General features: G+C 65.9%; 19 protein-coding genes and 1 tRNA gene. 9 read left to right on the top strand and 11 right to left on the bottom strand.

The features are described from left to right. Nucleotides 1-248: 248 nt before the first annotated feature. From AO398_RS05350 to AO398_RS05335, 4 genes are all read right to left on the bottom strand, one after another. Complete coding sequence (locus tag AO398_RS05350; protein WP_058190997.1) at nucleotides 249-1772, bottom strand: carbohydrate porin; 1524 nt, start codon at nucleotides 1770-1772, stop codon at nucleotides 249-251. A gap of 72 nt (nucleotides 1773-1844) precedes the next feature. Continuing rightward, nucleotides 1845-2780: a Gfo/Idh/MocA family oxidoreductase gene (locus tag AO398_RS05345; protein WP_058190996.1), complete on the bottom strand. Its 936-nt coding sequence runs from the start codon at nucleotides 2778-2780 to the stop codon at nucleotides 1845-1847. A gap of 1 nt (nucleotide 2781) precedes the next feature. After that, nucleotides 2782-3762: an AraD1 family protein gene (araD1, locus tag AO398_RS05340; protein WP_058190995.1), complete on the bottom strand. Its 981-nt coding sequence runs from the start codon at nucleotides 3760-3762 to the stop codon at nucleotides 2782-2784. Between the two features lie 75 nt (nucleotides 3763-3837). Continuing rightward, a complete protein-coding gene (locus AO398_RS05335) occupies nucleotides 3838-5445 on the bottom strand; it encodes an aldehyde dehydrogenase (NADP(+)) (protein ID WP_058190994.1) in 1608 nt (535 codons plus the stop codon). A 145-nt stretch (nucleotides 5446-5590) separates the two neighbouring features. Here AO398_RS05335 and AO398_RS05330 point away from each other — a divergent pair, with 145 nt between their 5' ends. Continuing rightward, nucleotides 5591-6331, top strand: a complete 741-nt coding sequence (locus AO398_RS05330; RefSeq protein WP_058190993.1) for a FadR/GntR family transcriptional regulator — start codon at nucleotides 5591-5593, stop codon at nucleotides 6329-6331. Nucleotides 6332-6371: 40 nt separating this feature from the next. On the opposite strand, the gene AO398_RS05325 is transcribed toward AO398_RS05330, so the two are convergent. The 3 genes from AO398_RS05325 to AO398_RS05315 all read right to left on the bottom strand — a co-directional run bounded on the left by AO398_RS05325 (nucleotide 6372) and on the right by AO398_RS05315 (nucleotide 10596). After that, nucleotides 6372-8171, bottom strand: a complete 1800-nt coding sequence (locus AO398_RS05325) for an IlvD/Edd family dehydratase (protein ID WP_058190992.1) — start codon at nucleotides 8169-8171, stop codon at nucleotides 6372-6374. After that, nucleotides 8168-9319 (bottom strand): aldose epimerase family protein, encoded by a 1152-nt coding sequence (locus AO398_RS05320; protein ID WP_058190991.1) that lies wholly within the window; start codon nucleotides 9317-9319, stop codon nucleotides 8168-8170. The genes AO398_RS05325 and AO398_RS05320 overlap by 4 nt, the downstream gene beginning before the upstream one ends. Nucleotides 9320-9492: 173 nt before the next feature. Then, nucleotides 9493-10596: an aldose epimerase family protein gene (locus AO398_RS05315; RefSeq protein ID WP_058190990.1), complete on the bottom strand. Its 1104-nt coding sequence runs from the start codon at nucleotides 10594-10596 to the stop codon at nucleotides 9493-9495. A gap of 216 nt (nucleotides 10597-10812) precedes the next feature. On the opposite strand from AO398_RS05315, the gene AO398_RS05310 reads away from it, so the two are divergent. The 5 genes from AO398_RS05310 to AO398_RS05290 all read left to right on the top strand — a co-directional run bounded on the left by AO398_RS05310 (nucleotide 10813) and on the right by AO398_RS05290 (nucleotide 16024). Then, complete coding sequence (locus AO398_RS05310; RefSeq protein WP_058190989.1) at nucleotides 10813-12120, top strand: sugar MFS transporter; 1308 nt, start codon at nucleotides 10813-10815, stop codon at nucleotides 12118-12120. 70 nt (nucleotides 12121-12190) lie between these two features. Continuing rightward, the gene (locus tag AO398_RS05305; RefSeq protein WP_058190988.1) at nucleotides 12191-13054 is read left to right on the top strand and encodes an SMP-30/gluconolactonase/LRE family protein; all 864 of its coding nucleotides are present in this window, start codon (nucleotides 12191-12193) and stop codon (nucleotides 13052-13054) included. 560 nt (nucleotides 13055-13614) lie between these two features. After that, the gene (locus tag AO398_RS05300) at nucleotides 13615-13839 is read left to right on the top strand and encodes a hypothetical protein (protein ID WP_058190987.1); all 225 of its coding nucleotides are present in this window, start codon (nucleotides 13615-13617) and stop codon (nucleotides 13837-13839) included. A 145-nt stretch (nucleotides 13840-13984) separates the two neighbouring features. Further along, entirely contained in the window at nucleotides 13985-14314 is a 330-nt protein-coding gene (locus AO398_RS05295; RefSeq protein ID WP_152997423.1) for a hypothetical protein, read from the top strand. 6 nt (nucleotides 14315-14320) lie between these two features. Next, a complete protein-coding gene (locus AO398_RS05290; RefSeq protein ID WP_058190985.1) occupies nucleotides 14321-16024 on the top strand; it encodes an HWE histidine kinase domain-containing protein in 1704 nt (567 codons plus the stop codon). Between the two features lie 37 nt (nucleotides 16025-16061). Here AO398_RS05290 and AO398_RS05285 read toward each other — a convergent pair whose 3' ends face one another. The 3 genes from AO398_RS05285 to AO398_RS05275 form a co-directional block, all read right to left on the bottom strand. Continuing rightward, complete coding sequence (locus tag AO398_RS05285; protein WP_058190984.1) at nucleotides 16062-16451, bottom strand: phage holin family protein; 390 nt, start codon at nucleotides 16449-16451, stop codon at nucleotides 16062-16064. Nucleotides 16452-16540: 89 nt separating this feature from the next. Continuing rightward, nucleotides 16541-16969 (bottom strand): RNA polymerase sigma factor region1.1 domain-containing protein, encoded by a 429-nt coding sequence (locus tag AO398_RS05280; protein WP_058190983.1) that lies wholly within the window; start codon nucleotides 16967-16969, stop codon nucleotides 16541-16543. Between the two features lie 80 nt (nucleotides 16970-17049). Beyond that, entirely contained in the window at nucleotides 17050-18138 is a 1089-nt protein-coding gene (locus tag AO398_RS05275; RefSeq protein ID WP_058190982.1) for an acyltransferase, read from the bottom strand. Nucleotides 18139-18357: 219 nt separating this feature from the next. On the opposite strand from AO398_RS05275, the gene AO398_RS05270 reads away from it, so the two are divergent. The 3 genes from AO398_RS05270 to AO398_RS28125 all read left to right on the top strand — a co-directional run bounded on the left by AO398_RS05270 (nucleotide 18358) and on the right by AO398_RS28125 (nucleotide 21858). Beyond that, a tRNA-Arg gene (locus tag AO398_RS05270) sits at nucleotides 18358-18434 on the top strand. A 105-nt stretch (nucleotides 18435-18539) separates the two neighbouring features. Then, nucleotides 18540-19604, top strand: coding sequence for a site-specific integrase (locus tag AO398_RS05265; RefSeq protein ID WP_058190981.1), 1065 nt, complete (start codon nucleotides 18540-18542; stop codon nucleotides 19602-19604). A 385-nt stretch (nucleotides 19605-19989) separates the two neighbouring features. Further along, on the top strand, nucleotides 19990-21858 hold the full coding sequence (locus tag AO398_RS28125) for a DEAD/DEAH box helicase (protein ID WP_348272347.1): 1869 nt from the start codon (nucleotides 19990-19992) through the stop codon (nucleotides 21856-21858). Nucleotides 21859-22402: 544 nt separating this feature from the next. Here the strand turns inward: AO398_RS28125 and AO398_RS27310 are convergent. Continuing rightward, nucleotides 22403-23974 carry a DUF262 domain-containing protein gene (locus AO398_RS27310; protein ID WP_210171924.1) on the bottom strand — a complete coding sequence of 524 codons (1572 nt, stop codon included), beginning with the start codon at nucleotides 23972-23974 and terminating at the stop codon, nucleotides 22403-22405. Nucleotides 23975-23998: the final 24 nt, after the last annotated feature.

Genomic DNA, 23998 nt, shown 5'->3' with positions numbered 1-23998 from the left:
GGTTCCATGTCGGGGCCGTGCGCTTGGTGTCAGTGCCGGCTCCGCGCGGCTGCCGAGAGGGGCTGGCGACCTGGGGCGACGTGGGACGATTCGGGCTCCGGCCGCCCCTCCCCCCTGCCCAGCCCGGATCGCCCACCCTCAAACGCAATCGGCGCGCGCGGATGCTCCGCGCGCGCCGATCCTTGTCGGTTTCCGCCCACGAGCCCACCGGTGATGGGTTCGCAGGCTCTGCCGTGATGCGCTCGATGTCAGAGGCTTCCCGGACCCTTGGCCAGGCCGCCCAGGGTGAACAGGTCGACCGAGAGCTTCGCGCCGATGACGAAGGCGTCGGGGATCGGCTTCGGCCGGAGCGGGAAGCGGGTCTGGTCCGGACCGATCACGTATTGCAGATTCGGCATCAGCCGGATCGCCGGGGTGAGCTGAATGCCGTAGCTCAACTCCAGGATGGTCTGCAGCATGTCGACGTTGCGGCTGCTGAGCCCGTACGACGCGCGCGCCGCCCGGATTCCGGCCGAGCCGAGGGGCGAGAGCTTCTCCATGGCGAACACGAACCCGAGGGTGTCGTAGGGCCGGCCCGGGAAGGTACCGGTCAGCACCGCGCCGGCCTCCAGGAAATAATCCTGGATCTGCCGGCCGCCCGTGCCGCCCAGCGCGACGCCGAACACCGACAGGCCTTGGACGCCGTTCGGATCCGGACGCCAGACCATCTGGTCGAAGCGGGCATAGACCGCCGACCGACCGAAGCGGGTCAGCGGGTCGAGGTCGCTGAAGACACGAAGCCCGCCGCGCACGTCATAGACCGGATCCTTGTAGTCGGACTGGTCGAAGACCACGCCGACACTGTAGTTGCGCGGCAGCGGATCGTTGCCGAAGTTGGTCGAGTAGCCGGCCTCAACGGGAATCAGGACGCCGGTGGCGCCGCGGGTCGACCAGTCGATGCCGTTCTGGTTGTCCTGCTGATCACGGGGATTCACCTCGTAGACGCCGGCATGGACGAACACCTTGTCGGTGACCCAGGCTTTCGCATGGGCGCCCCAGGTGGCGATCGGCCAATAGCTGAAATTCGTCAGCTTGAAGATCGATTTAGGTGCGCCGCAGGTTGCATTATTTTGAAAATTGCAATACAGCGGTGAGGCTAGGAAGTTTGGATTGGCCAATAGCCGCCCAACTTCAATATCGACGCGATCGTTAAATAATTTTTGCTCGTAAGAGATCGACGTGAGGTGGGCGGTCTGGCCGCCGCCGTAGATTTCCTGCACGCTCCCGTCGAAGCCGATGCTGTCTCGCGCCAGGCTACGGCCGTGACGTTGCGTCACGATCGTGTGGAACGAGCCGCCGTCGATCCCTGCGAGGCGGCCGAGATCGGCATCCAGGCCGAACACCACTTGGCCGGCATAGGCCGATCCCTGGCGGATGCCGCCGGACGGGTTAGCGGCGAATTCGCCGGTGTAGTTCAGGATCATGCTGATCCCGTTGCCGAGGTAAAAGGTGCCCGGCGGCAGGCCGGGCGGCGTCGCGCTGCTGCCCTGCACGTCGATCGAGGCCGCGGCGCTGCTGGCGCCGGCGGCACTCCTGGCTTCGCGGATGGTCCGCCGCCTGGTGCGGTTCGCTCGGTACTGGGCCTTCGCTGCCGGGCTCGCCTTCGGGCCCGGGTTCACCAGGGAGGGACCCCCGTCCGGAGCGTTGGCATCCTGTGCCTCGGCCGCCTGAATGCCGGCCGAGAGTGATGCGGCGCAGAGTGCGAGCGCCGCCCATCGCGTGTACGTTCCCATAACAGTGACTCCCCCTAAGACGCGCGGCCCTGATTGGCTCTGTCGCGTTCGTGTCCGCCGGGATCCCTCCGGTCAGTCCGTGAAGGCCTCCACGGTGCGGCGCTCGCCGCGCAGGAAGGCGTCGGCGATGTGGATCAGCGGGTTCAGGTCGACGTCGCTCGTGCCGGACCGGACGAGGGCGGCGAAACGGTCGTAGAGGCCGCGATACTCGGCCTCCGGAGGCAGCGGCTGCGGGTTGCCGTCGATCGTGAGGACGCTGCCGCCCTTCGACAGCACCAGCAGGCCGTCTTCGGTGTCGACGCGGATGTCCCAGGTCTGCGGGCCGGTCTGGCGCCAGTCGAACACCGCCTCGATCGGGGTGCCGGCGGCGTCGGTGAAATGCAGGTTGGCGGCGATCGGCGCCTGCCGGTTCTCCGGGACCGACAGGGTCGCGCCGGTGAGGAGGAAGGGCGGCAGGATGTGGGTCGCGATCGACAGGGCGTTGATCCCCGGATCGAACACCCCCATGCCGCCGGCTTGCCAGATCCAGGCCTGGTTCGGATGCCAGTGCCGGACATCCTCCATCCAGGCGATCGCTACCGACCGGATCCGGCGGCCCGACAGCCAGCGGCGCGCAGGCTCGACTCCGGGGGCGTAGCGAGAGTGCCAGCTGGCGAACAGGCTCACGCCCCGCGCGCGCGCGGCCTCCACCAGGATCCCGACTTCTGCCAGGGTTGCCCCGGGGGGCTTCTCCAGGAAGACGTGCCGCCCGGCCGCGATTGCTTCCAGGGCGGCCGAGAAGCGCACCTGCGGCGGCTGACACAGGGCGACCGCGTCGAGGTCGGGCTGACCCGCCAGCATCTCCGTCAATGTACGGTAGTTCGGCACCCCCTCGTGGCGCCCTTCCCGGCTCGCCACCGCCGTCAGGGTATAGTCCGGCGAGGCGCCGATCACCGGCAGGTGCTGGTCCCGGGCAATCTTGCCGACGCCGACCAGCCCGATGCGGATCGTCCCGTTCGAAGCCGACATCTCAGAGCACCTTCACGGACAGGTCGCGGGCGGGCGCGATCGCGAGGGGATTGCGCAGCGGCAGGGTGAAGGGGGCGGCCTCGATCTCGAACACGTCCCCGGGCTGCGCCGTGACGCCGTCGCTGAACGACAGGGTGGCGGTGCCGAAGAAGTGGACGTGCAGGTCGCCGGGGCGTCGGAACGGCGCGTATTTGAAGTGGTGCCGCTCCAGGTTCTCGATCGTGTGGGACATGTTCGCCTCACCCGAGAGGAACGGCTTCTCCCACAGCACGGCGCCGTCGCGCCGGATCCGGCTGAGGCCGCGCACGTCGGCGGGCAGATCCCCCAGCCACAGTTCCGGGCCGAGCGCGGCCGGGCGCAGCTTCGAATGGGCCAGCCACAGGTAATTGCCGCGCTCGGTGACGTGGTCGGAGAACTCGTTGGCCAGCGCGAAGCCGAGGCGCACCGGATTGCCGTCCGGGTCGATCAGGTAGATGCCGGCGATCTCCGGCTCCTCGCCGCCGTCGAGGGCGAAGGCGGGCGACAGGAGCGGCTCGCCGGTGCCGACGATCGCGGCGCCGTCGCCCTTGTAGAACCATTCGGGCTGGACCCCGGTCTCGCCTGGCCTGGGCTTGCCGCCCTCGACCCCCATCTTGAACATCCGCATGGAATCGGTCGGGGCCGGATCCGCCGCCGCGGCGCGGTGCATCTTGTCCCGGCCCTCGGCCGAGCCGAGATGGGTCAAGCCTGTGCCGCTGAGCAGCAGATGCGCGGGATCCGCGTGGTCGATCGGCGGCAGCAGCCGCACGGCATCGAGATCCAGGGCGTCGCCGAGGCCGAGCCGGGACGCCGTCTCGGCCAGGCCGTCCCCCGCCGCGAGGGCGCGCCGGGCCAGATCCAGGACGCTGTCCACGCCGGACACGCTCCGCGCCCGGCCGTCCTCCAGCACCGCCACACCCCGCTGCCCGTCGGGTCTGCGGAATTGTAGGAGTGATTGACCCATCGTGATCCTCCCGGGGCCGGCCTTCGTCGGGCCGGCTCGAAATTGGGTTGCCGCGCGCGTCGGCGCGTCGGCGCGTCAGCGCTCGAAGGCCGGGCTGAGGGTGCCGTCGACCCTGCGAGTGAGATGCCAGGGATTGTCCGGGCGCAGGGGCTGCGGCAGCAGCGCCTCGGGCAGGTCCTGGTAACAGACGGGGCGCAGGAAGCGCTCGATCGCCAGGGTGCCGACGGAGGTGGTGCGCCCGTCCGAGGTCGCCGGGAACGGGCCGCCATGGACCATCGCGGGGGCGACCTCCACGCCGGTGGGCCAGCCATTGGCGAGGATGCGGCCGACCTTGCGGGCCAGGGCCGGGACCAGGCCGGCGGCGATATGCTCGTCGGCGCGGTCGAGGTGCAGGGTGGCGGTGAGCTGGCCCGGGAGCGCGGCGACGATGCGATTGACCTCGTCGAGGTCCGCCGCCGCCACCAGGATCGCCGCGGGTCCGAACATCTCGTCGGCGAGGCCGGGATCCGCCAGGAACCGCGCCCCGTTCGTCCGCAGCAGAGCGGCGGGGGCGCCCCCCGGCCCGGCCCCCTCCCCGCGGGCCGCCACGGTCACTCCCGGGCGGGCCGCCATCTCGGCGACGCCCTGCTCGAAGCGGGCGCGGATGTCGGCGGTCAGCATCGCGTGCGGCGTGCTCGCGCGGATCGCCGTCGCGGCGGCCTCTGCGAAGGCGTCGAGGTCGGAGCCTGCAATTCCGATCAGCAGGCCCGGATTGGTGCAGAACTGCCCGGCCCCCAGGGTCAGGGACTGGACGAAGCCGGCGGCCAGGCTCGCGCTCCGCGCCCGCAGGGCGCCCGGCAGCAGCAGGACGGGATTGACCGCGCTCATCTCGGCATAGACCGGGATCGGTTCGGGCCGGCCGGCCGCCACCCGCATCAGGGCGAGGCCGCCGCCGCGCGAGCCGGTGAAGCCCACCGCCTTGATTCGCGGGTCGGCGACCAGCGCCGTCCCGAGATCGTTCGACGGCCCGGGCAGGTAGGAGAACACGCCCGGATGCAGGCCGCTGGCGGCGACCGCCGCCCGCACCGCCCGGGCGACCAGTTCGCCGGTGCCGGGATGGGCCGGGTGGCCCTTCACCACCACCGGGCAGCCGGCCGCGAGCGCGGAGGCGGCGTCGCCTCCGGCTACCGAGAAGGCCAGCGGGAAGTTGCTGGCGCCGAACACCGCCACCGGTCCGGCGGCGACGTGGCGGCGGCGCAGATCGGGCCGCGGCAGGGGCGTGCGCTTGGGCTGGGCCGGATCGATCGTGGCCTGGACCCAGTCGCCCGCGCGGACGACGGAGGCGAACAAGCGCAGTTGGCCGACGGTGCGCGCGCGCTCACCCTCCAGCCGAGCACGCGGCAGGCCGGTCTCGGCCATGGCCCGCGCGATCAAGGACTCGCCAAGAGCGTTCACGGCCTCGGCCACGGCGTCCAGGAAATCGGCCCGCACCGCGGGGGGCGATTCGGAAAAGCTCGGGAACGCCGCATCCGCCAGGGCGCAGGCGGCCTCGACCTCAGCCGGGCCGGCCGCCGAGAAGGCGGGCTCCAGCGCTGCTCCGCTTGCCGCATCGACGGCTCGGAAGGTATCTGCCGTGGCCGAATCCGCGGCGCCGATCAGGATCGTGCCGCGAATCTCGGCGAGGGCACTCAGCTCTTTACTCATACAAATAACTTAGAGCAGTTGTGCAGTGGCTGCAAGCGCCACGGCACTATGATGCCTGCGGGTGTCGGCGCTTGCACTCCTACAACTTCCGGGTACGATCGCGGCGATCCTGCCCCGTCCTGGCGGCTCGGACTGGAGGTATCAGGTGAGGGGGGATCCGGCGTTCGAGGACATCAAGCTGCCGCTGGCCTCGGGCTCGCGCCGAATCCACGGCTCGGTGGCGCGCGATCTGGGCATCGCTATCCTGGCCGGCCGCTACGCGCCGGGGGACGTGCTGCCCGGCGAGATCGAGTTCTCGGAGCAGCTGAAGGTCTCGCGCACCGCCTATCGCGAGGCGGTCCGCATCCTGAGCGCCAAGGGGCTGGTCGAGAGCCGGCCCCGCACCGGCACCCGCGTGACCCAGCGCAGCCGCTGGAATCTGCTCGACCCGGACATCCTCGCCTGGGCCTTCGAGGCCGAGCCGAGTGAATCGTTCATCCGGGATCTGTTCGAATTGCGGATGATCGTCGAGCCGGCGGCGGCGGCTCTGGCGGCGGAGCGGCGCTCGGGCCTCGACATTTCCCGGATGGGCCACGCCCTGGAGGAGATGGGTCGCTACGGACTTTCCACCGAGATCGGGCGCGCCGCCGACCAGGCCTTCCACAACACGATCCTGGAGGCGGCGCGCAACGGGCCGCTGATGGCCCTGTCCAGTTCCATTGCTGCGGCCGTGACGTGGACGACGATCTTTAAACAGCGCCGTAGCGCCCTGCCCCGGGATCCGATGCCGGACCACCGAATCCTGTACGAGGCAATCGTGGCCGGCGACGTCGAGGCGGCGCGCACGGCGATGACCGAACTGGTCCGCCTCGCGCTCGCCGACACCGAGCTCTCGCTCAAGGCATAACAAACCCCGCCGCCATCGCTCGCGGCGGCGGGGCTTCGGCTCAGTGGTTGTCGCGCGGCAGCCCGCTGGTCTGCGCAATCCGCTGGAAGCGCTCGGCGCCCTCGAGGATCGCGCCGGTGTGCATCTGCCCCACGGATGCGCGTTGGATCGCCTGCCACGGGGTCTGGGACGCCGGATAGGCGTAGCCCCCTGCCTCCTCGAGGGCCTTGCGCCGACGCTCGATCTCGTCCGCGTCGAGCAGCATGTCGGCAGTGCCGCGCTTCAGGTCGATCCGCACCCGATCGCCGGTGCGCAGCAGCGCAAGGCCGCCGCCGACCGCCGCCTCGGGCGAGGCGTTAAGGATGGACGGCGAGGCCGAGGTGCCGGATTGACGCCCGTCGCCGAGGCACGGCAGCGCGTGCACCCCGGAGCGGATCAGGTAGGCGGGCGGGCGCATGTTCACCACCTCGGCCGCGCCCGGATAGCCGACGGGGCCGGCGCCCCGCATGATCAGGATGCTGTTGTCGTCGATCCCCAGCGCCGGGTCGTCGATGCGGTGGTGGTAATCCTCCGGTCCGTCGAACACCACGGCCCGGCCCTCGAAGGCCTCCGGATCCTCGGGGTTCGAGAGGTAGCGCAGCCGAAATTCCTCTCCGATCACGCTGGTCTTCATGATCGCGGCGTCGAACAGGTTGCCGCGCAGCACCAGGAAGCCTGCCGCCTCCTTCAGCGGCCGGTCGATCGGGCGGATCACATCCTCGTCCTCGATCACCGCGTCGCGGCAATTGTCGCCGATGGTGCGGCCGTTCACCGTCAGGGCGTTCTCGTGGAGCAGCCCGCGTTGCATCAACTGCGCGGCCACCGCCGGGAGGCCGCCGGCGCGATAATAATCCTCACCGAGATACTCGCCCGCCGGTTGCAGATTGACGAGCAGCGGCACGTCGAGGCCGTGCGTCTGCCAATCGGCGATGTCGAGCTCGACCCCCGCATGGCGGGCGAGCGCGGCCAGGTGGATCGGGGCGTTGGTGGAGCCGCCGATCGCCGAGTTGAGCACGATCGCGTTGAGAAAGGCCTCGCGGGTCAGGATGTCGGTCGGCTTCAGGTCCTCAGCGACCATCTCCACGATACGCTTGCCCGTGCGGTAGGCGACCTCCTGGCGGTCCCGGTAGGGCGCCGGGATCGCCGCGGAGCCCGGCAGCATCATGCCGAGCGCCTCGCCGAGGGCATTCATCGTCGTCGCCGTACCCATGGTGTTGCAGTAGCCGGTGGAGGGCGCAGACGAGGTCACCAGCTTGATGAAGCCGTCGTTGTCGATTTCCCCCGCGGCCAGCATCTGGCGCGCCCGCCACACGATCGTGCCGGAGCCGGTGCGCTGACCCTTGTACCAGCCGTTGAGCATCGGCCCCACCGACAGGGCGATGGCCGGGATGTTCACGGTGGCGGCCGCCATCAGGCAGGCCGGGGTGGTCTTGTCGCAGCCGGTGGTCAGCACCACGCCGTCGAGGGGGTAGCCGTACAGGAGCTCGACCAGGCCGAGATAGGCGAGGTTGCGGTCGAGGCCGGCGGTGGGCCGCTTACCGGTCTCCTGGATCGGATGGACCGGGAATTCGAGCGCGATGCCACCGGCCTCGCGGATGCCCTCGCGCACGCGCTCCGCCAGGACGAGATGGTGCCGGTTGCACGGCGACAGGTCCGAGCCGGTCTGGGCGATGCCGATGATCGGCTTGCCCGAGCGGAGTTCCTCCAGGCTCAGGCCGAAATTCAGGTAGCGCTCCAGGTAGAGCGCGGTCATGTCGATATTGTCAGGGTTGTCGAACCAGGCGCGCGAGCGCAGGGGGCGGTTGGTCGGGCGATCGGTCATGGCTGAGTCCGGGGTGCGGAGCTGGCGGAGAAGCGGTAGGTGATCACGTTCCGGTATGTGGCGCCGGGGTCGAGCCGGGCCGAGCCGAAGGCCGGCTGGTTCGGCGTGTCGGGGAACAATTCGGGCTCGATCGCGAGGGCGTCCGACTGCCGGTAAACGAGGCCGGATTTACCCACCACGGTCGCATCGATGAAGTTTCCGGTGTAGAATTGCACACCTGGCTGGTTGCTGGCGACCTCCAGAACCCGGCCCGAGTGAGGATCCTCGATCTTCGCAACGGGGTGCGGCTCGGCGGTGGGCGTCTCGGTCACGACCCAGTTATGGTCGTAGCCGCGCCCGCGCACGATCTGGATGTCCCGCCCGTCGCGGATGTGCGACCCGATCACCGTCGGCTTGCGGAAGTCGAACGGCGTGCCCGCCACCGGGACCTGCTCACCCGTGGGGATCTGCGTGGCGTCGACCGGGGTGTAGCGCTCGGCCGGGATGGTCAGAATCTGGTCGAGGACCGAGCGACCTGAGCCCTCGCCGGCCAGGTTGAAGAAGCTGTGGTTGGTCAGGTTGACGACGGTCGGCTTGTCGGTGGTGGCCTGGTAGGTGATGGTGAGCGTGTCGGCGGCGTCCAGCGCGTAGGTCGCGGTCACGGTGAGCGTGCCGGGAAAACCCTCCTCGCCGTCCGGGCTGACGTAGCGCAAGGTGACCGATGGCGTGGCACCGCCTTTCACCTCGGTGATGGTCCAAAGCCGCTTGTCGAAGCCGGCATTGCCGCCGTGCAGGGTGTTCGGGCCGTCATTGGTGGCCAGGGTGTAGGTCCGGCCGTCGAGGGTGAAATGCCCGCCTCGGATCCGGTTGGCGTAACGCCCGACGGTCACCCCGAACCGCTTCGGCTTGTCGAGATACGTGGCGAGATCGTTGTAGCCGAGGACGATGTCGGCGGGCTTCCCGGCGCGGTCCGGGACTTCGAGGGTCCGCAGCAGGGCGCCCCAGGCAATCACCCGGGCGGTGACGCCCTTGCCGTTGGTCAGCGTTACCTCCTCGACGGTGCGGCCATCCGGCAGGGTGCCGAACACGGTTCGGACCGGCTCGGCCGCCTGGGCGACCACCGGGATCGCCGCACAAGCGCAAAGCACCAACCAACTCAACCCACGCATCCGCACTTTCCTTTGCCGTCGGCGGGTTGGCCTGCCGATTACGTGCAGGCCACACCGTTTACTCATACACATCAGGTTGTGGTGCCTGGGGCGGTCGCAGTGTCCCGGCGCCGATGCTGAAATCAGGCGCGCCCTCGGGGATCGCGGTCATGTCGATCCTGCGGGGCAACCCGTCACTCGTGGCCTCGCTGCGCCGCGCTGGTGGAGAAGCGATAGGTGATCACGTTCCGATAGGTCGCGCCCGGATCGAGCCGGGCCGAGCCGAAGGCCGGCTGGTTCGGGGTGTCGGGGAACAGCCCGGGCTCCAGCGCCAGGGCGTCCGATTGCCGATAAGCGAGGCCGGATTTGCCCACCGCGGTCGCATCGAGGAAGTTGCCCGCGTAGAACTGCACGCCGGGCTGGTTGCTGGCGACTTCGAGGACGCGGCCCGATGCCGGATCCTCGACCCGGGCCACGAGGTGCGGCTCGGCAGTGGGTGCGTCGGTCACGACCCAGTTGTGGTCGTAGCCGCGCCCGCGCACGATCTGGATGTCGCGTCCGTCGCGGATGCGGGACCCGATCACCGTCGGTTTGCGGAAATCGAACGGCGTGCCCGCCACCGGGACCTGCTCCCCCGTGGGGATAAGCGTCGCATCGACCGGCGTGTAGCGGCCGGCCGGAATGGTCAGGATGTTATCCAGGACCGCGCGGCCGGAGCCCTCGCCGGCGAGGTTGAAGAAGCTGTGATTGGTCAGGTTGACGATGGTCGGCTTGTCGGTGGTGGCGAGGTAGGTGACCGTGAGGGTGTCGGTGTCGTCCAGGGCGTAGGTTGCGGTGACCGTGAGCGTGCCGGGATAGCCCTCCTCGCCGTCCGGGCTGACGTAGCGCAAGGTGACCGATGGCGTGGCACCGCCTTTCACCTCGGTGATGGTCCAGAGCCGCTTGTCGAAGCCCGCGATGCCGCCGTGAAGGGCGTTGGGGCCGTCGTTGGTGGCGAGTGTGTAGGTCCGACCGTCGAGCGTGAAGCGGCCACCACGGATCCGGTTGGCGTAGCGCCCGACGCTGACGCCGAAATAGTTGGGTTGGGCGAGGTAGCCGGCGAGATCGCCGTAGCCGAGGACGATGTCGGCGGGTTTGCCGGCGCGGTCGGGCACCTCGAGGCTCCGCAGCAGGGCACCCCAGGCGATCACCCGGGCGGTGACGCCCTTGCCGTTGGTGAGCGTCACCTCCTCGACGGTGCGGCCGTCCGGGAGGGTGCCGAACAGCGTCCGGACCGGTTCGGCCGCCTGTGCGGCCATCGGGATTGCTGCACAGGCACCCAGCGCTACCGATCCTGCTCCACGCATGCGATCCCCCCGTGCGATGCCCACCGCGTCGTGCCGACCGTTTGCCGACCGGGCGCGGGTCCTCGACGGAGGCCGCGGTTGACGTCCGTAGAATCGCTATATACTCATACAATTGTCTTCTACAACAAGGGGCCCCGGTAAGGCGGCTGCGGCAAGAGGAAACGTTCGATGGCAGGACCGATCGCGAGCCTCGGGTCGCCCGCGGCGGGGACGATGACGCGGGAGGAGGGCAGCTACCGCCCGGCTCTCTCGCTGCTCGCGAGCCTGTTCTTCATGTGGGGCTTCATCACGGTCATCAACAACACGCTGCTGCCCCATCTGCGGAGCGTGTTCGACCTCAGCTACACGCAGACCACGCTGATCGAGTCGGTGTGGTTCATCGCGTATTTCATTGCGTCGATCCCGGCGGCGAAGCTGATCGCGCGCATCGGCTACCAGCGCGCCCTGGTGGTGGGCCTCTGCATCATGGCGCTGGGGACCCTCGGCATGGTCCTGGCCTCGCACCAGGTCTCGTACGCGATCACGCTGACCGCCCTGTTCGTGATCGCCAGCGGCATCACCCTGCTCCAGGTCGCCGCCAACCCCTACGTGGCGGTGGTCGGGCCGCAGGAGGGCGCCCCGGCGCGCCTCAACCTCGTCCAGGCCTTCAACTCGTTCGGCACGACCCTGGCGCCTTTGTTCGGCGGCTACCTGATCCTCGGCCGCTCCGCCTCGGGCAACGTCGCCGCCGGCGTCACCCTGAGTCCGGCCGAACGGCTAGCCGACGCGCAGTCGGTGCAACTCCCCTACCTGATCGTGGCGGCGATCCTCGTCGTACTGGCCGTGGTGATCGCGCGCTTCCCGCTGCCGGCCATCGGAAGCGGCGGCGCGAAGCGCGCCGCCAGGGTCGAGCGCGCGGGCCTGTCGCTCTGGCGCCACCGCAACCTCGTGTTCGGCGTGCCGGCGATCTTCATCTACCTGATCGCCGAGATCGGGGTCTCGAACCTGTTCATCAACTTCGTCTCGCAGCCGGAGATCGGCAACCTCACGCACACGCAGGCCTCGCATTACCTGTTCCTGCTCTGGGGTGGGATGATGGTCGGCCGCTTCGTCGGCAGCTACCTGATGCAGGGGCGCTCCGCCGAGACCATCCTGGCCGGTGCGGCCATCGCGGCCTTCGCGGTGATGCTGGTGGCGACCTTCGCGACCGGGTCGCTCGCGATGTGGGCGCTGATCTCCGTGGGGTTGTTCCACGCCGTCATGTTCCCGACGATCTTCACCCTCGGCATCCGCGGCCTCGGGCCCCTGACCGAGGAGGGGGCGGGCCTGCTGATTATGGCGATCGCCGGGGGCTCCCTGGTGGTGGTGCAGGGCTGGGCCGCCGACCGGTTCGGCCTGCAGTATTCCTTCCTGATCACCGCCGCCTGCGAGCTCTACGTCCTGTTCTTCGCCCTCTGGGGCAGCCGGCCGGGCCAAGTCGCCTCCGACCGCGCCTGATCAGCCATCGTCGGCGAGGCCGCACGTGGCGGCGGGCCGTGCCCCGTCGCCGGACTGGACAAGGCAATCCATGGAAGCACAGTTTCGCATCGTCCCCCGTGCCGAGCGCGACCGACTCGGCGAAGGCCCCATCTGGGTGCCGGAGCGGGGGCGGCTGTTCTGGGTCGATATCGAGGCGCCGGCCCTCCGCTGGCTCGACCTCGCGAGCGGCCAGACGGGCACGCGCCCGTTCCCGGAGCCGATCGGCTGGATCATCCCCCGCGCCGGCCGGCGCGACTTCGTGATCGGCCTGAAGAGCGGCTTTGCACTGTTCGACCTAGAGGCCGGCAGCGTGACGCCGATCGGCGATCCGGAGCCGGATTACCCGGACAACCGCTTGAACGACGCCAAGGTCGACTCGGCCGGCCGGATCTGGGCCGGGAGCATGCACCAGGCCGAGACCGCAATCTCGGGGGCCCTGCACCGGCTCGATCCCGACCTGACCTGGCGCCGGATGGACGGCGATTACGGCGTTGCCAACGGCCCGACGTTCAGCCGCGACGGCCGGATCCTCTATCACAGCGACAGCGCGGCCCGGACCGTTTTCGCCTTCGATCTCGCTGCCGACGGGACCCTGTCGGGCAAACGCGAATTCCTGCGCTTTCCCGAGGCCTGGGGCTGGCCGGACGGGATGACCACGGATGCCGATGGCTGCCTCTGGATCGCCCATTGGGGGGCGGGCCGGATCAGCCGGCTGGATCCGGACGGGCGCCTCCTGCGGGCGATCCCGCTCCCAGCCACCAACATCACGAGCTGCGCCTTCGCGGGCCCCGGGCTCGATCGGTTGTTCGTCACGTCGGCGTCGCGGGGCGTCGAGCACGAGCCGTCCGCCGGGGCGCTGTTCGAGCTCGATGTCGAAGTGACCGGCCTGCCGCCCCGCGCCTTCGGCCGCTGATGGCTTGATCTACGGGGCCGGCCACACCCGGCCGAGGGATCGCTGACGAGGGATCGCTGAATCGTGTGGAGGCTGTCCCCCGGATGGGGGATGTAGCGATGGAATGCAGTGTTTAGGGTGCGGCCTTCTCCGAGACGAGATCACCTTCAAACCCGCCCGGCCTGTGCCGCGGCGGGTTCTTTGATCGCGGCGCCGTCACGCCCGGATCGGGACGCGGCCGACCACCGAGCCGGCCGCCTTCCGAACCACGAGGGTCCACGTTGCGCCGGGGGCGCCCGTCCCGACGGAGCCCGCCATTTCTTCGATCACGCTGTGCGCTTCGGCCAGGGCCTCCTCCAGGCTCCACTCAGGGATCAGACGCGGTGATGAAGCTTGGCAATCTTTAGCGGACCAGCCGGACCCGCGCGGACCGGGGTCACTATAGGCTCGCGCGCCGTCACCCCGCGGCACGGCAGCCCTCCCCTCGGTGGGATATGGCCGCCGTGCCGGCATCGATCCGGCAGGCCTATTAACCGTTCGTCAACCATGCCCCGACACAGTTACCGGCGGAGGGCAGGGCCATGGTTCGACGCCGGGATTTCGATGCGCTGAGTGAGGCTCAGATCGCCGCGAGGCGCACCCAGAAGCGCTGGGTCGAGCCCAAGGCGCAGTTCCGCCCTGACGCGCCGCAGGCGGTCACCGAGCTGCTCGACACGATCCAGCACGTGGCCGAGGCGGCTACGGGGGAGCGCAGCTTCCTGCATCTTCGCCCCATCGCAGGCGGCGCCCGCAGCCGCGAGCATTAAGGCAGTCGGCCTCCGAGGCCATCTGCGGGCTGGCGAGCGTCAGGCGGTTCTGCAACAAGGCCGAGATGAGCCGGCGTCCCGCCTTCGAACTCTCCCCTATCGCTCCTCCGGCTGTGCCCGGGCGATATCGCACTGCCCGCGCGCCGTGAGCTTGAAGCGCGCCGCCGAGGCCTTCGTGCCGCTCTGCGCCAGCCTGTCGAGGAACGACGGTTTGATCGAGCCGGCGGGACATGGCCGTATCGACGCCGAGTCGGTTTGCACCCGGACGGTCAAGCTCTATCTGTCGGGGCACGCCGCCGTCGTGGCACCCGAGACGGCGACGGCAGGCCTGACCGAAGCGCACCAGACCGGGCGCAGCGACAGCGTGCGCGTGGCAGAGGATGAGCCGGCTTTGCGCGACCTGATCGTGGAGGTTCCGGTCGACGTCGGAGGCGCCGCGCTCCAGGCTGCGCATTCCGGCGCGGGTCTCGACTGACCGCCGATGTCGCTCACCACGCGTATCCTGCTACTGGTGCTGCTGGCGCTCACCCCGGCGCTGGCGATCCAGGGCTACAACGAGGTCGCCCTGCGGACGAGCCGCGACGCGGCGCTCCGGGCCGACGCCCTTGCCACCGTCCGCGGCGCCGCCGAGGATTTTTCCCAGCTCTCGGAGCGGATGCGGCAGGCCCTCGATCTGATCTCCGGAGATCCGTCTGTGCAGGTGCGCGACCCCGCCGCCTGCACGGCCTACCTGAAGCGATCCGCGGCTCGGCTCCCGCACGTGATCCTGATCGCGCTTACGGATCCCGGCGGCAGCGTGATCTGCGACAGCGCCGGTTCGGCGCCGGGATCCTACTCGACCGGCGCGCGGGCCTATCATCGCCGCGCCCTGGAGGCGGGCGGCTTCGCGGTCGGAGGCTACACGCTGGGGACGGTATCGAACCGACCTTCGATCCACTTCGCCCGGGTTGTGGCCGGCGGGGACGCGATCGACGGCCCGGCCACGGGCCTCCTCCTGGCCGCCGTCGATCTCGACTGGCTGTCCGATCACCTGGAGCAGACATTGCACCAGGCGGAGACGGCCATCACGGTGACGGACCGCGACGGCCTCATCATCGCGCGGCGGCCGAATGGGGCGGACTGGATCGGCAAGCCGATCCCGCCGGAACGCGCCGTGATGCTGACGGCCGGGGACGGCGACGTTCGCATCGCCGAGGGCCTCGACGGCCGCAAGCGAATCATCGCAACGGCCATGCCGGGCGGACCGCTCGCGGGGGTGCGCCTGATGGTCGGACGCGACAGCGCGGCGGCCTTCGCGGATATCGACGCCGCCACGCGCCGCGGGTTGGTGCTGATCGTCCTGGGCGCGGTACTGGCGCTGGCGGCGGCGCTGTTGGCCGGTCGGATGTTCATCCGCCGCCCGATCGATCGCCTGCTCAGGATCGCAGCCGCCTGGCAGGCCGGCGACCTAACCGCCCGCACGGGCCTGCGCGGTATGACGGAGTTCGGACGCCTCGGGGGCAAGCTCGACGTCATGGCCGGCACGCTCCAGCGCAACGCCGATGATCTGCACGCCGAGATCCGCCGCGGGCGCGCCCTTCAGGAGCAGCAGGTGACGATGCTGCACGAATTGAACCATCGGGTGAAGAACACCCTGGCCACCGTGCAGGCGCTGGCCCGCCAGTCCCGGGGGGCCGATGGGGGGCTGGAGGCGCGGATCCTGGCCCTCTCGAAGACCCACGATCTCCTGACCCGCGAGGATTGGAGCGGCGCCTCCTTGCGCGAGGTGCTGGAGAGCGAGCTGAGCCCTTATCGTACGGGCGGCGATCAGATCGGCCTCGACGGGCCGGACATCTCCCTGTCCCCCCGGCATGTGCTGGCCCTGGGGATGACGATCCACGAACTGACCACGAACGCGGCCAAGTACGGCGCGCTCTCGGCCCCCGGGGGACGCGTGCGGGTCTCGTGGTCCCTCGTCACGCAGGAGGGCGAGACGCCGCGCCTGCAGCTCACCTGGCGGGAGAGCGGCGGCCCGCGCGGGCAGCCACCGGCCCGGGCCGGTTTTGGAACGCGCCTGATTTCCGGCGGGGTGCGGCGTGAGCTCGACGGCCATGTCGACCTCGCCTTCGAGGCCGACGGCCTGCGCTGCCACCTCGATGTGCCGCTCGCGCCGGGACTGAGCGCGATCCTGGCGCCGACGCAGTAACGCCTGTCGCGATCCCGGAGGCAGGACTGCCCGCGCGTCAGGCCCGGGTCCGCACCACCTCGCGGGCATCCTGCTTCAGCTGCCGCCAGGTCCGCCACGGCTCCAGATTCGAGAGCGCCATCCGGCGCAGGCCGAGCCAGCCGAGTCCGAGCGCCACGATCAGGAATGGCGCCGCGACGATCAGCGCTGCCGGTGCCTCGGAGCCGAACGGCACGGCGAGCAGCTTCACCACCGCGTCGAGCCCGAGGAAGAAGGTAACGATCAGCAGGACGGGGATCGTGCCCACGATCGCGATCAGCGAGACGATGGCCCGGACGTTGCCGTCGATCTCGGTCCGCGCCAGCGTCAGCAGCGCCTCCATATGCGCTGCGCTCTCGCGCAGGGCCGAGACCAGCAGGGCCAGGGTATTGTCGGCTCGTTGACGCATGGTTGGAGTTCGTCCTCTTGGTCCGCCAGGACCGGGGCCAACGGGGTCGGTCGCGGAAGCGTTCCGGCGCGGAGCCCCGCGGCTAGGCATCATAGCAACAGCGACACGGCGCCGAGCACGAGCAGAGTCGCGAGGCCCGCGAAGGCGACGGCCCGGGTGACGTCCCGGCCTTCGTCCGGATCTCGCTCGGTCGGGGTGGCGGCTGGACCCGGCGCGGGCTCAGTCAGCCAGGGCGGCGCGCCCGTCCCGCCCGCGGGCAGGACCAGAGGCTGCGTCCCGGAACGCTGCGCCGGCAGCAACACCGATCCCGGGACCGGCCGGTCCACGGGCGGCCCGAAGGCCTCCGGCTCGACGCTGACCCCCGCGGCGTCGAGTTCCAGCATCACCAGCACGAGGGCATCGACATCCATGCTGTCGACCGGCAGCGTGGCCTGGAGATCCTGGGCCGTGAGTTCACCACGCGCCCGGCCGAGGCCGATCAGCCGATCCAACGTCCCGCGATCGATCGTCTGCGACATCCGTGCCCCCGCCCCTGCCCGCCCCCTGCAGCCCGCGTTCCCTCTGAAAACGCGCGTGACCGCCAGCGGTTACCGGCCCCTCACGGGCTGAGCGCAGGCCTGGCCGTCAGCGCGTCGCCGGATTCCTGGCCCCCAGATCCGCCGGGCCGGTCACGGAGCATCGGCTTTTCGACCAGATACCAGCTCAGGAAGCCCAGGGGGATGGCCGCCGCAAGGGCGAGGAGCGCGGCCATCCAGGGCGAGAGTCCCGGCAGCCGGGCAACCAGCAGGTTCTGCACGGGCCAAGCGTAGAGATAGATCCCGTACGAGGCGTCGACCTGCGCGGTTGCGCGGCTGAGAAGGTTCGGGCGCACCGCCAGGGCGAACCAGAAGATCAGGTAGCCGCCGAGGATCGCGAAGGCGGGTTCGGCCAGCGGTGGGCTGAACATCAGCGGCAGAAGCAGCAGCGCGGCGAGGCTCGCGCCCCGGCCGGTATAGGCGATCCGGTCGCCGAACAGCCGGAAGGCCCCGCCGCAACAGAACACGAAGCTCAGGCGGATCATCTCCGACAGGGCGCCGAGCCCGTCGCCCGGCGCGCCTATCGGCAGGTAAAGCCGGCGCAGCATCAAGAGCCCTCCGAGGCCGGCGAGCAGCACGTGATGGCCGCCCCGCCGCCGCAGGGCGCGTGCGGTGCCGACAAGGCCGAGGAGAAGGTAGCAGCCGAACTCACAGGGAATCGTCCAGAGCGCACCGTTGAGCATCGGGTAGGGAAGCCCCTCGAATGCACCCGGGACCATGGGCATCAGCAGCAGCGACAGCCGCAGCACGGTCTCCACCGGCGAGACCGCCGCGACGTTCCCCCCGCTCAAAGGGGCGACGACGGCGATGCAGACCAGGGACGCCACCACGAAGCCCGGATAGATTCGCCTCGCCCGCCGCATCACGAAATCGGAGAACGAACGCTTGGCGCGATAGCTCGCGGTGATCAGATAGCCGCTGACCAGGAAGAAACCGTCGACCGCGATCTCGCCGAGCGACAGCGTGCCGAACACCTGCGTGAGCCATTCCCGCGACCGATTGCCGTCCGCCAGCTCCGGTGCGTGCGAAAGAACGACCAGGATGGCGAAGAGCACGCGCAGCGAGCCGAAATTGTTCGCGGCCCGGTCTCCCCTGCTGACCTCTTGCGACACCCGCCCCCGCCCCGTGATCCCCCGAATGATGTCCAGGGGCGGGCAAACGGCCTGTGAACACAAGGCCGCCCGGGCAACACCCGGCAACCGTCGTACTTCTGGCCGGGGCCCCGATCTTCGATGCCCGACCCGACACAGCCCCCGGACACGGTTTGGCCTCCAGGTGCACCCAAGCCGTTGCGCTGGCGGCGCTGTTGGGTTAGGGAATCGGCGCGGTTAGCACCCGTAGCTCAGCTGGATAGAGCGTTGCCCTCCGAAGGCAAAGGTCACACGTTCGAATCGTGTCGGGTGCGCCAACAAATCTCCTCGGAAAAGCAAGGCCTTAGCGCCTTGGTTTGAGCGCCAGACAAGCTCCTCAACATCAGCCGGTCCCAAATCGGTCCCAGCTGTGAGGAAATCTGATGGCTACCGTCCGCAAGCGGAACGGCAAGTGGCAAGCACAGGTCCGCAGGACCGGACATCCCTCGCGCGCCCGTAGCTTCGCTACCAAACCCGAGGCCCAGCGCTGGATACGAGATGTTGAGGCTGAGCTTGATGCCGCTGAGGCGCAGCTGGTCTCGGACGCGCGCGCCGATGCCAAGCTGCTCGCCAGCACGACAATCGCAGCCCTGCTGACGCGCTATAGGGATACAGTGACGCCTCGCAAACGCGGGCACATCCCAGAGGTAAACCGGCTGAACGCCTTCCTGGGCCAGCCCTGGGCATCCCTGCCCCTGTCTGATGTTACACCTCAGGTGTTCAGCCGCTACCGCGACGACCGCGCAGGGCAGGTAAGCCCGGGGACAATCATCCGTGAACTTGGCCTGCTCCGCTCCGTGTTCGAGACGGCTAGAGACGAGTGGGACATACCAATGCCCGCAAACCCCCTTGCGAAGGTACGAAAGCCGCCTGCACCGGAGGGACGTACGAGGCGGCTCGCAGAAGGTGAGTTGGACAGCCTACTGCAGCCCAGCTCGATCGGCCGAACCACATGGCTCAGAGCTGCAATCCAGCTCGCTATCGAGACCGGGATGCGCCGGGGTGAGCTCCTCAACGTGCGCTGGTCCGATGTTGATCTCAGAGCCGGCCTACTGACGATCCCACGGACAAAAACCGGCATTTCCCGTCGTATCCCGCTTACATCCAAAGCGGTCTCGATCCTTACAGAGAGACAACACGCACCAGAGGCTCGGAACGCGGGACGGCTTTTCTGGGTCAAACCCGATGCCTTCCAACTGGCTTGGCAGCGATGCAAGCTACGGGCTTCCCGCTCACAGCCGGAGATCCTCGATCTTCGCTTCCACGATCTGCGCCATGAGGCCGTTAGCCGGTTCTTCGAACTCGGACTGAGTACCGCAGAAGTAGCCCTCATAAGTGGGCACAGAGATATGCGGATGTTGTTCCGCTACACGCACCTTAAGCCCGAATCTATCGTCGTAAAACTACAGAAACGAAGCATGCAGCCCGGCTACGATCAGGATCATTAGACCGAAAATAGCAGGTATTGCGCTAGGCTGAGCAACAAGTTCAAGGCCAGATCTGCACATAGATCGTCGATACGATGGTGCCAGCATGAATTTGTCGCCCTGATTTGGGATTGTAGCTCAATGCTGCGCATGGAACATTAATTCAGTAAGTAGCTACGTATTCATCGCCGATAGAAGATCAGGCAACACATAAGATTGGGAGCAAATGAGGCTGTATCCTTCATAGGTGGAATAGCAGGCCGCTTGGCGACCAGGATGTTCCGGAATTTCGATTCTCGCAGCAAATCTCCCCAATTTTCAGGCTTCTCTCCTTTTAGGGAAATCTGGGGCCGTTTTGGGTCGCTTGCAGCACCGATGTAACAACCTTTCAGCGAAGGGAGACTTGATGGGACCTTGTCCCGTATATTTCGCGAAAAGCTTATCAGCTCGTAGGCTGATGCAGGGTAGACCAGTTAGCCAAGCCCAGAATCAAACATGGGAGATGTATGCAGACGTTCTAAACAAGGCCAAGGCCCGGAGGGATGGGAGTTGGGATGTTCTATGTCTGCCTACGGGAATTGGCAAGACAGAAGCTCTGTCTATTTACTGTGCTATGACAGACAATACGGATCATGGCGGCGTACTGATAGTAAGTCGAACAATCGATCAAGCCAACAAAATGGCCCAAGATATCAACTATATCGCCTCAGAAACTAGAGCTTTAGCTGCTCACAGTGATACATCGATCAATACGGATGCTATCACGCAGTGTGCTGTGCTATCCATCACGCATTCCGGTCTTGATCAGGCGTTCTTCAATCATCTAAACGGATGGTCGTCTGGTACCGATATACGATACCTAGACAATTGGCGGTACGGGCGCCGACAGCTTGTAGTGATCGACGAAGCTTTTCCTTTGGTAAGGTCGTTCAGCCTCACGCAGCATGATATCGGAGTGCTCCATAACGTCCTACGGAATTCCATCCATCCGGGTCTGCGAGAAATAGAAGAACTTACTGCCAAGCTCTTAGCCACTATGAAGATGGTACAAACGGCAGAAGCTCAGAAGGATTCTTTCTTGAGCAAAGAGCTAATGCTCAGGCTTTCGGAGCTTGTATATAGGGATATATCCTCCTGTTTTCGGGCAGTTAGACCGGACGATCTGCAATCATTCTGCCGTAAGGATACGGATCCGAGGAAAGAATTGGAATCTTGCCGGGCTGTTATTAACGAGCTCAGCCAGATAAAGCGGATCGGGAACGCTTTCACGACTAAATCCGGCAATGTCGTCACTATATCCGCTTCTGAGCCAGCGATCCCAGATGACATAGGCGGGGTTATCCTTGATGCGACTGCTTCCAAAGACAAGAGGTACGAACTGCTTCCTGCGCGCATGTCAATCATCCGTCCGAGCCGAAAGCTTCGGACCTACAATAAGGTCACCCTTTGGGTATCGAAGGGTCACCAAGTAGGTAAGCACTATCTAACAAAGAATGCTGCAAATGATTGGCCCGGGATAGCAAACTCGGTATCAATGCTTCGGGGCGATGATAAGGATGTCCTTGTTTGCTGCCATAAAGATGCAGAGGATGCCATACGCGAAGCTGTCACCAATCTCGGGTCGTGCCACACTGCTCACTACGGAAACATAACTGGAAAGAACGACTGGTACAAAGGCTCAACGGTCGTCATATTTGGGCTGCCATACCTAAATCCAATCGTCCCAACACAGATCTGTGCAGCTTTATTGCCACGTTCCGCGAATGCCGAAACGCATAGGCTTGACGACAATTTTCTCGATAGGGCTTCTGTAAGCTCGAAGCTGATTGCCTCGTACAATGTCATCGAAGTGATCCAAGCCATCAATCGGGTCAGATGCCGGCAGATGGTTGATGCAAACGGAGGCTGCGAGCCAACGGACGTGTTTATCCTGTGTCAGAAGGGGGAAGCTGGTGAAGATCTCATTGCGCAGCTTATAGACGAGATGCCTGGAGTCGTCGTGCGAGAATGGGAACTGAAGGCGAGTAGTAGGAAGACAAAGACAACGCCTTCCGCTAATAAGGTCCTTAAAGCGCTGAGCTCACTTGCACCTGGGGAGCACCTGAGTTCCGAAGTTCGGAAGATGGCTGATGTGTCCAGTACATCATACTCCCGCTTCGTGCAGGAGCTGAGCAGGCCAAACTCGGAAATGGCTAAGACAGTACGCGGCTACGGGGTAACATACATTTCTGAATGCGGAAGGAGCGCGCAGTGTCGCTTCAGCGTGGCGGCTTGAGGGCCCGTAGCCTTGAGCGGAACGGCGAATTCTCGCCAGTAGATTATCAGCAGGGAGCAAGCTAAGGAAAAGGGTTGGACACGCTACAGAACCGGCGAAGCTTGCCGGTTCGGTCACCACGACGAGCGGTATGTGTCCAACAAGCAGTGTGTGGCTTGCAACGCCGAGAAAGCTCGATCGAGGGAGGCTGCCCGATCACAAGACGATCCTTCGTACCGCATGTACCGAAGCGTGCAGCGCAGGACTGGTCAGGTGTTCAGGGGACGGCATAGTCCCAGACAAGCCCTGGGGTGTGATCATGCAGCCCTGCGTGAGCATATCTCAGCTCGCTTCAGGGAGGGCATGGTGTGGTCACGTTACGGGCAATGGGAGGTCGATCACATCGTACCTCTCTCTGCAGCCCGATCTGAGGCTGAGCTCTTGGAGTTGTGTCAGTTCAAAAATCTGCAGCCGCTATGGCAGCGAGAGAACCAAAAAAAGGGTGGGGCCTAGAGCTCCACCCTCCCACCGACGATCCTCGATCTGTGCAGAAAACATGATCTGCCTAGATTAAAGTTTCTGGCACAAGACGGTGCGGATTTACTAATTTCTCTGCGATGGCGCGCATCCTGAGTGACCTCCGCAGTAAAAAATCTGCGGCGTTGCCACGGGCCACATCTTCGGCCGCATCTAAGTCAATGAATTGTGAGATCAATGTATCATGACCATCGCGTTCTAGTAGATCAACGATCTCTCTCTTAATGTTGCGCGACTCTATGGAGTGACTGACGGTAGAGAGTGCGAGATTGGAGAATAGGCGCGAAGATGATCCAACATCAAAACCGGCATCTCTTAACTCGGCAGTATCGAAAATCGGATGGAAAAAGATGGGGTCCGAGTTCGACATGAACGTTGTTGAGTCAATGACTTCTGTTGTGGTGAGGTCGCGCGCATCGTTCAAGGCGAACATGGCAGAGAATGCACTTGATAGAGCACGCCCCTTAATCATTCTCCTTTCCATGAAATCGTTAGCTGTCAGCCGCAGCCGGGGTTCTAGGCCTCGGATCTGGCCTCGGACCAGAGCGCGCCAATTGTCCAACGCACGCACGACGTAGTGGTCAGGCTTGCCTCTGAGGCTCTCGTTAAAGCCGACCGCCCAGAACCAACTGGCAAGCAGATCAAATTCCTCCTGAGTCCTCACCTGTTTCATGCCGACAGCTTTGAACAAGACCAAGAATTGTCCTTCGTATGGAACGTACGAGAGATTCTCAATGCGGAAGTTTTCGTACAGGAAATATGTTATTCTATTGAAACATTCGTTGAAGCGATGGAAAGCGAGTTTGAGATCGTCAGGAGAATGGCCACGGAGTGAGAGCAGTCCCTTCGCTGTTGGTTCGACGTTCAGCAGCAAACCTACGCATTTTATAACTGTCTCATCGTCTAAGCCATATCCCTGAGAAGTCAGAGTTGTACGGACCTCATCGAGATATCTGTTAAGATCGAAGCTTCGATCCCAGGTTATAGCCCGCATGAAATCGACGGTATCTAACCTGGTGCCAGTTGAGTTTGTGCGCTCAAAGATTTCGACGATACGTGCTACATCTGTGCTACGGATTGTAACGACTGGAATCATGTACTCTTGGAACGCAGCTTGTACGTCAAGCAGCTCTTGGATCAAAGCGTCGCCGTCGGAGAGGCGAACAATGCGGGCTTGGTTGTCGAGCAGCTTGCGGGGCGAGAGCAAGGCAGCGAGCTGAATGCAAGCCTCATCAGGTTCGTCACCTAGGTCCTTCGCATGTACAAATCGCTTGTTGCGTAGATCGTAGTAAACGTCAAATCTTGCGTCTTTTCCTTCTGTATGATGGAACACTCCATATAAAGTGGAGAGCCTTTGCATCCCATCAAGGATATAATTAGTAGGTAACGTCTCTGAAACATCTGGGAAAGCCGTCAGATCGCTTCGTGCCAATTCGAGAAATTTGGTATTCACATGCCATAGAAGAACGCTTCCGATCGGAAACTGATCTCGAACACTCTTCAATAGGTCGGTGATTTGGTTGTTTTTCCATACGAACTCCCGCTGAAACGCGGGTATGCGGAGCTCACCGCCGTTTATCTGGCGGAAGACCGTAAACAAGTGGACGACAGTTGGTTGGGGCGA

Source organism: Methylobacterium sp. GXS13, from assembly GCF_001455965.1.
Lineage (GTDB): Bacteria > Pseudomonadota > Alphaproteobacteria > Rhizobiales > Beijerinckiaceae > Methylobacterium.
The sequence above is the reverse complement of the archived record's forward strand: the minus strand, read 5'-3'. Positions and strand labels throughout refer to the sequence as shown.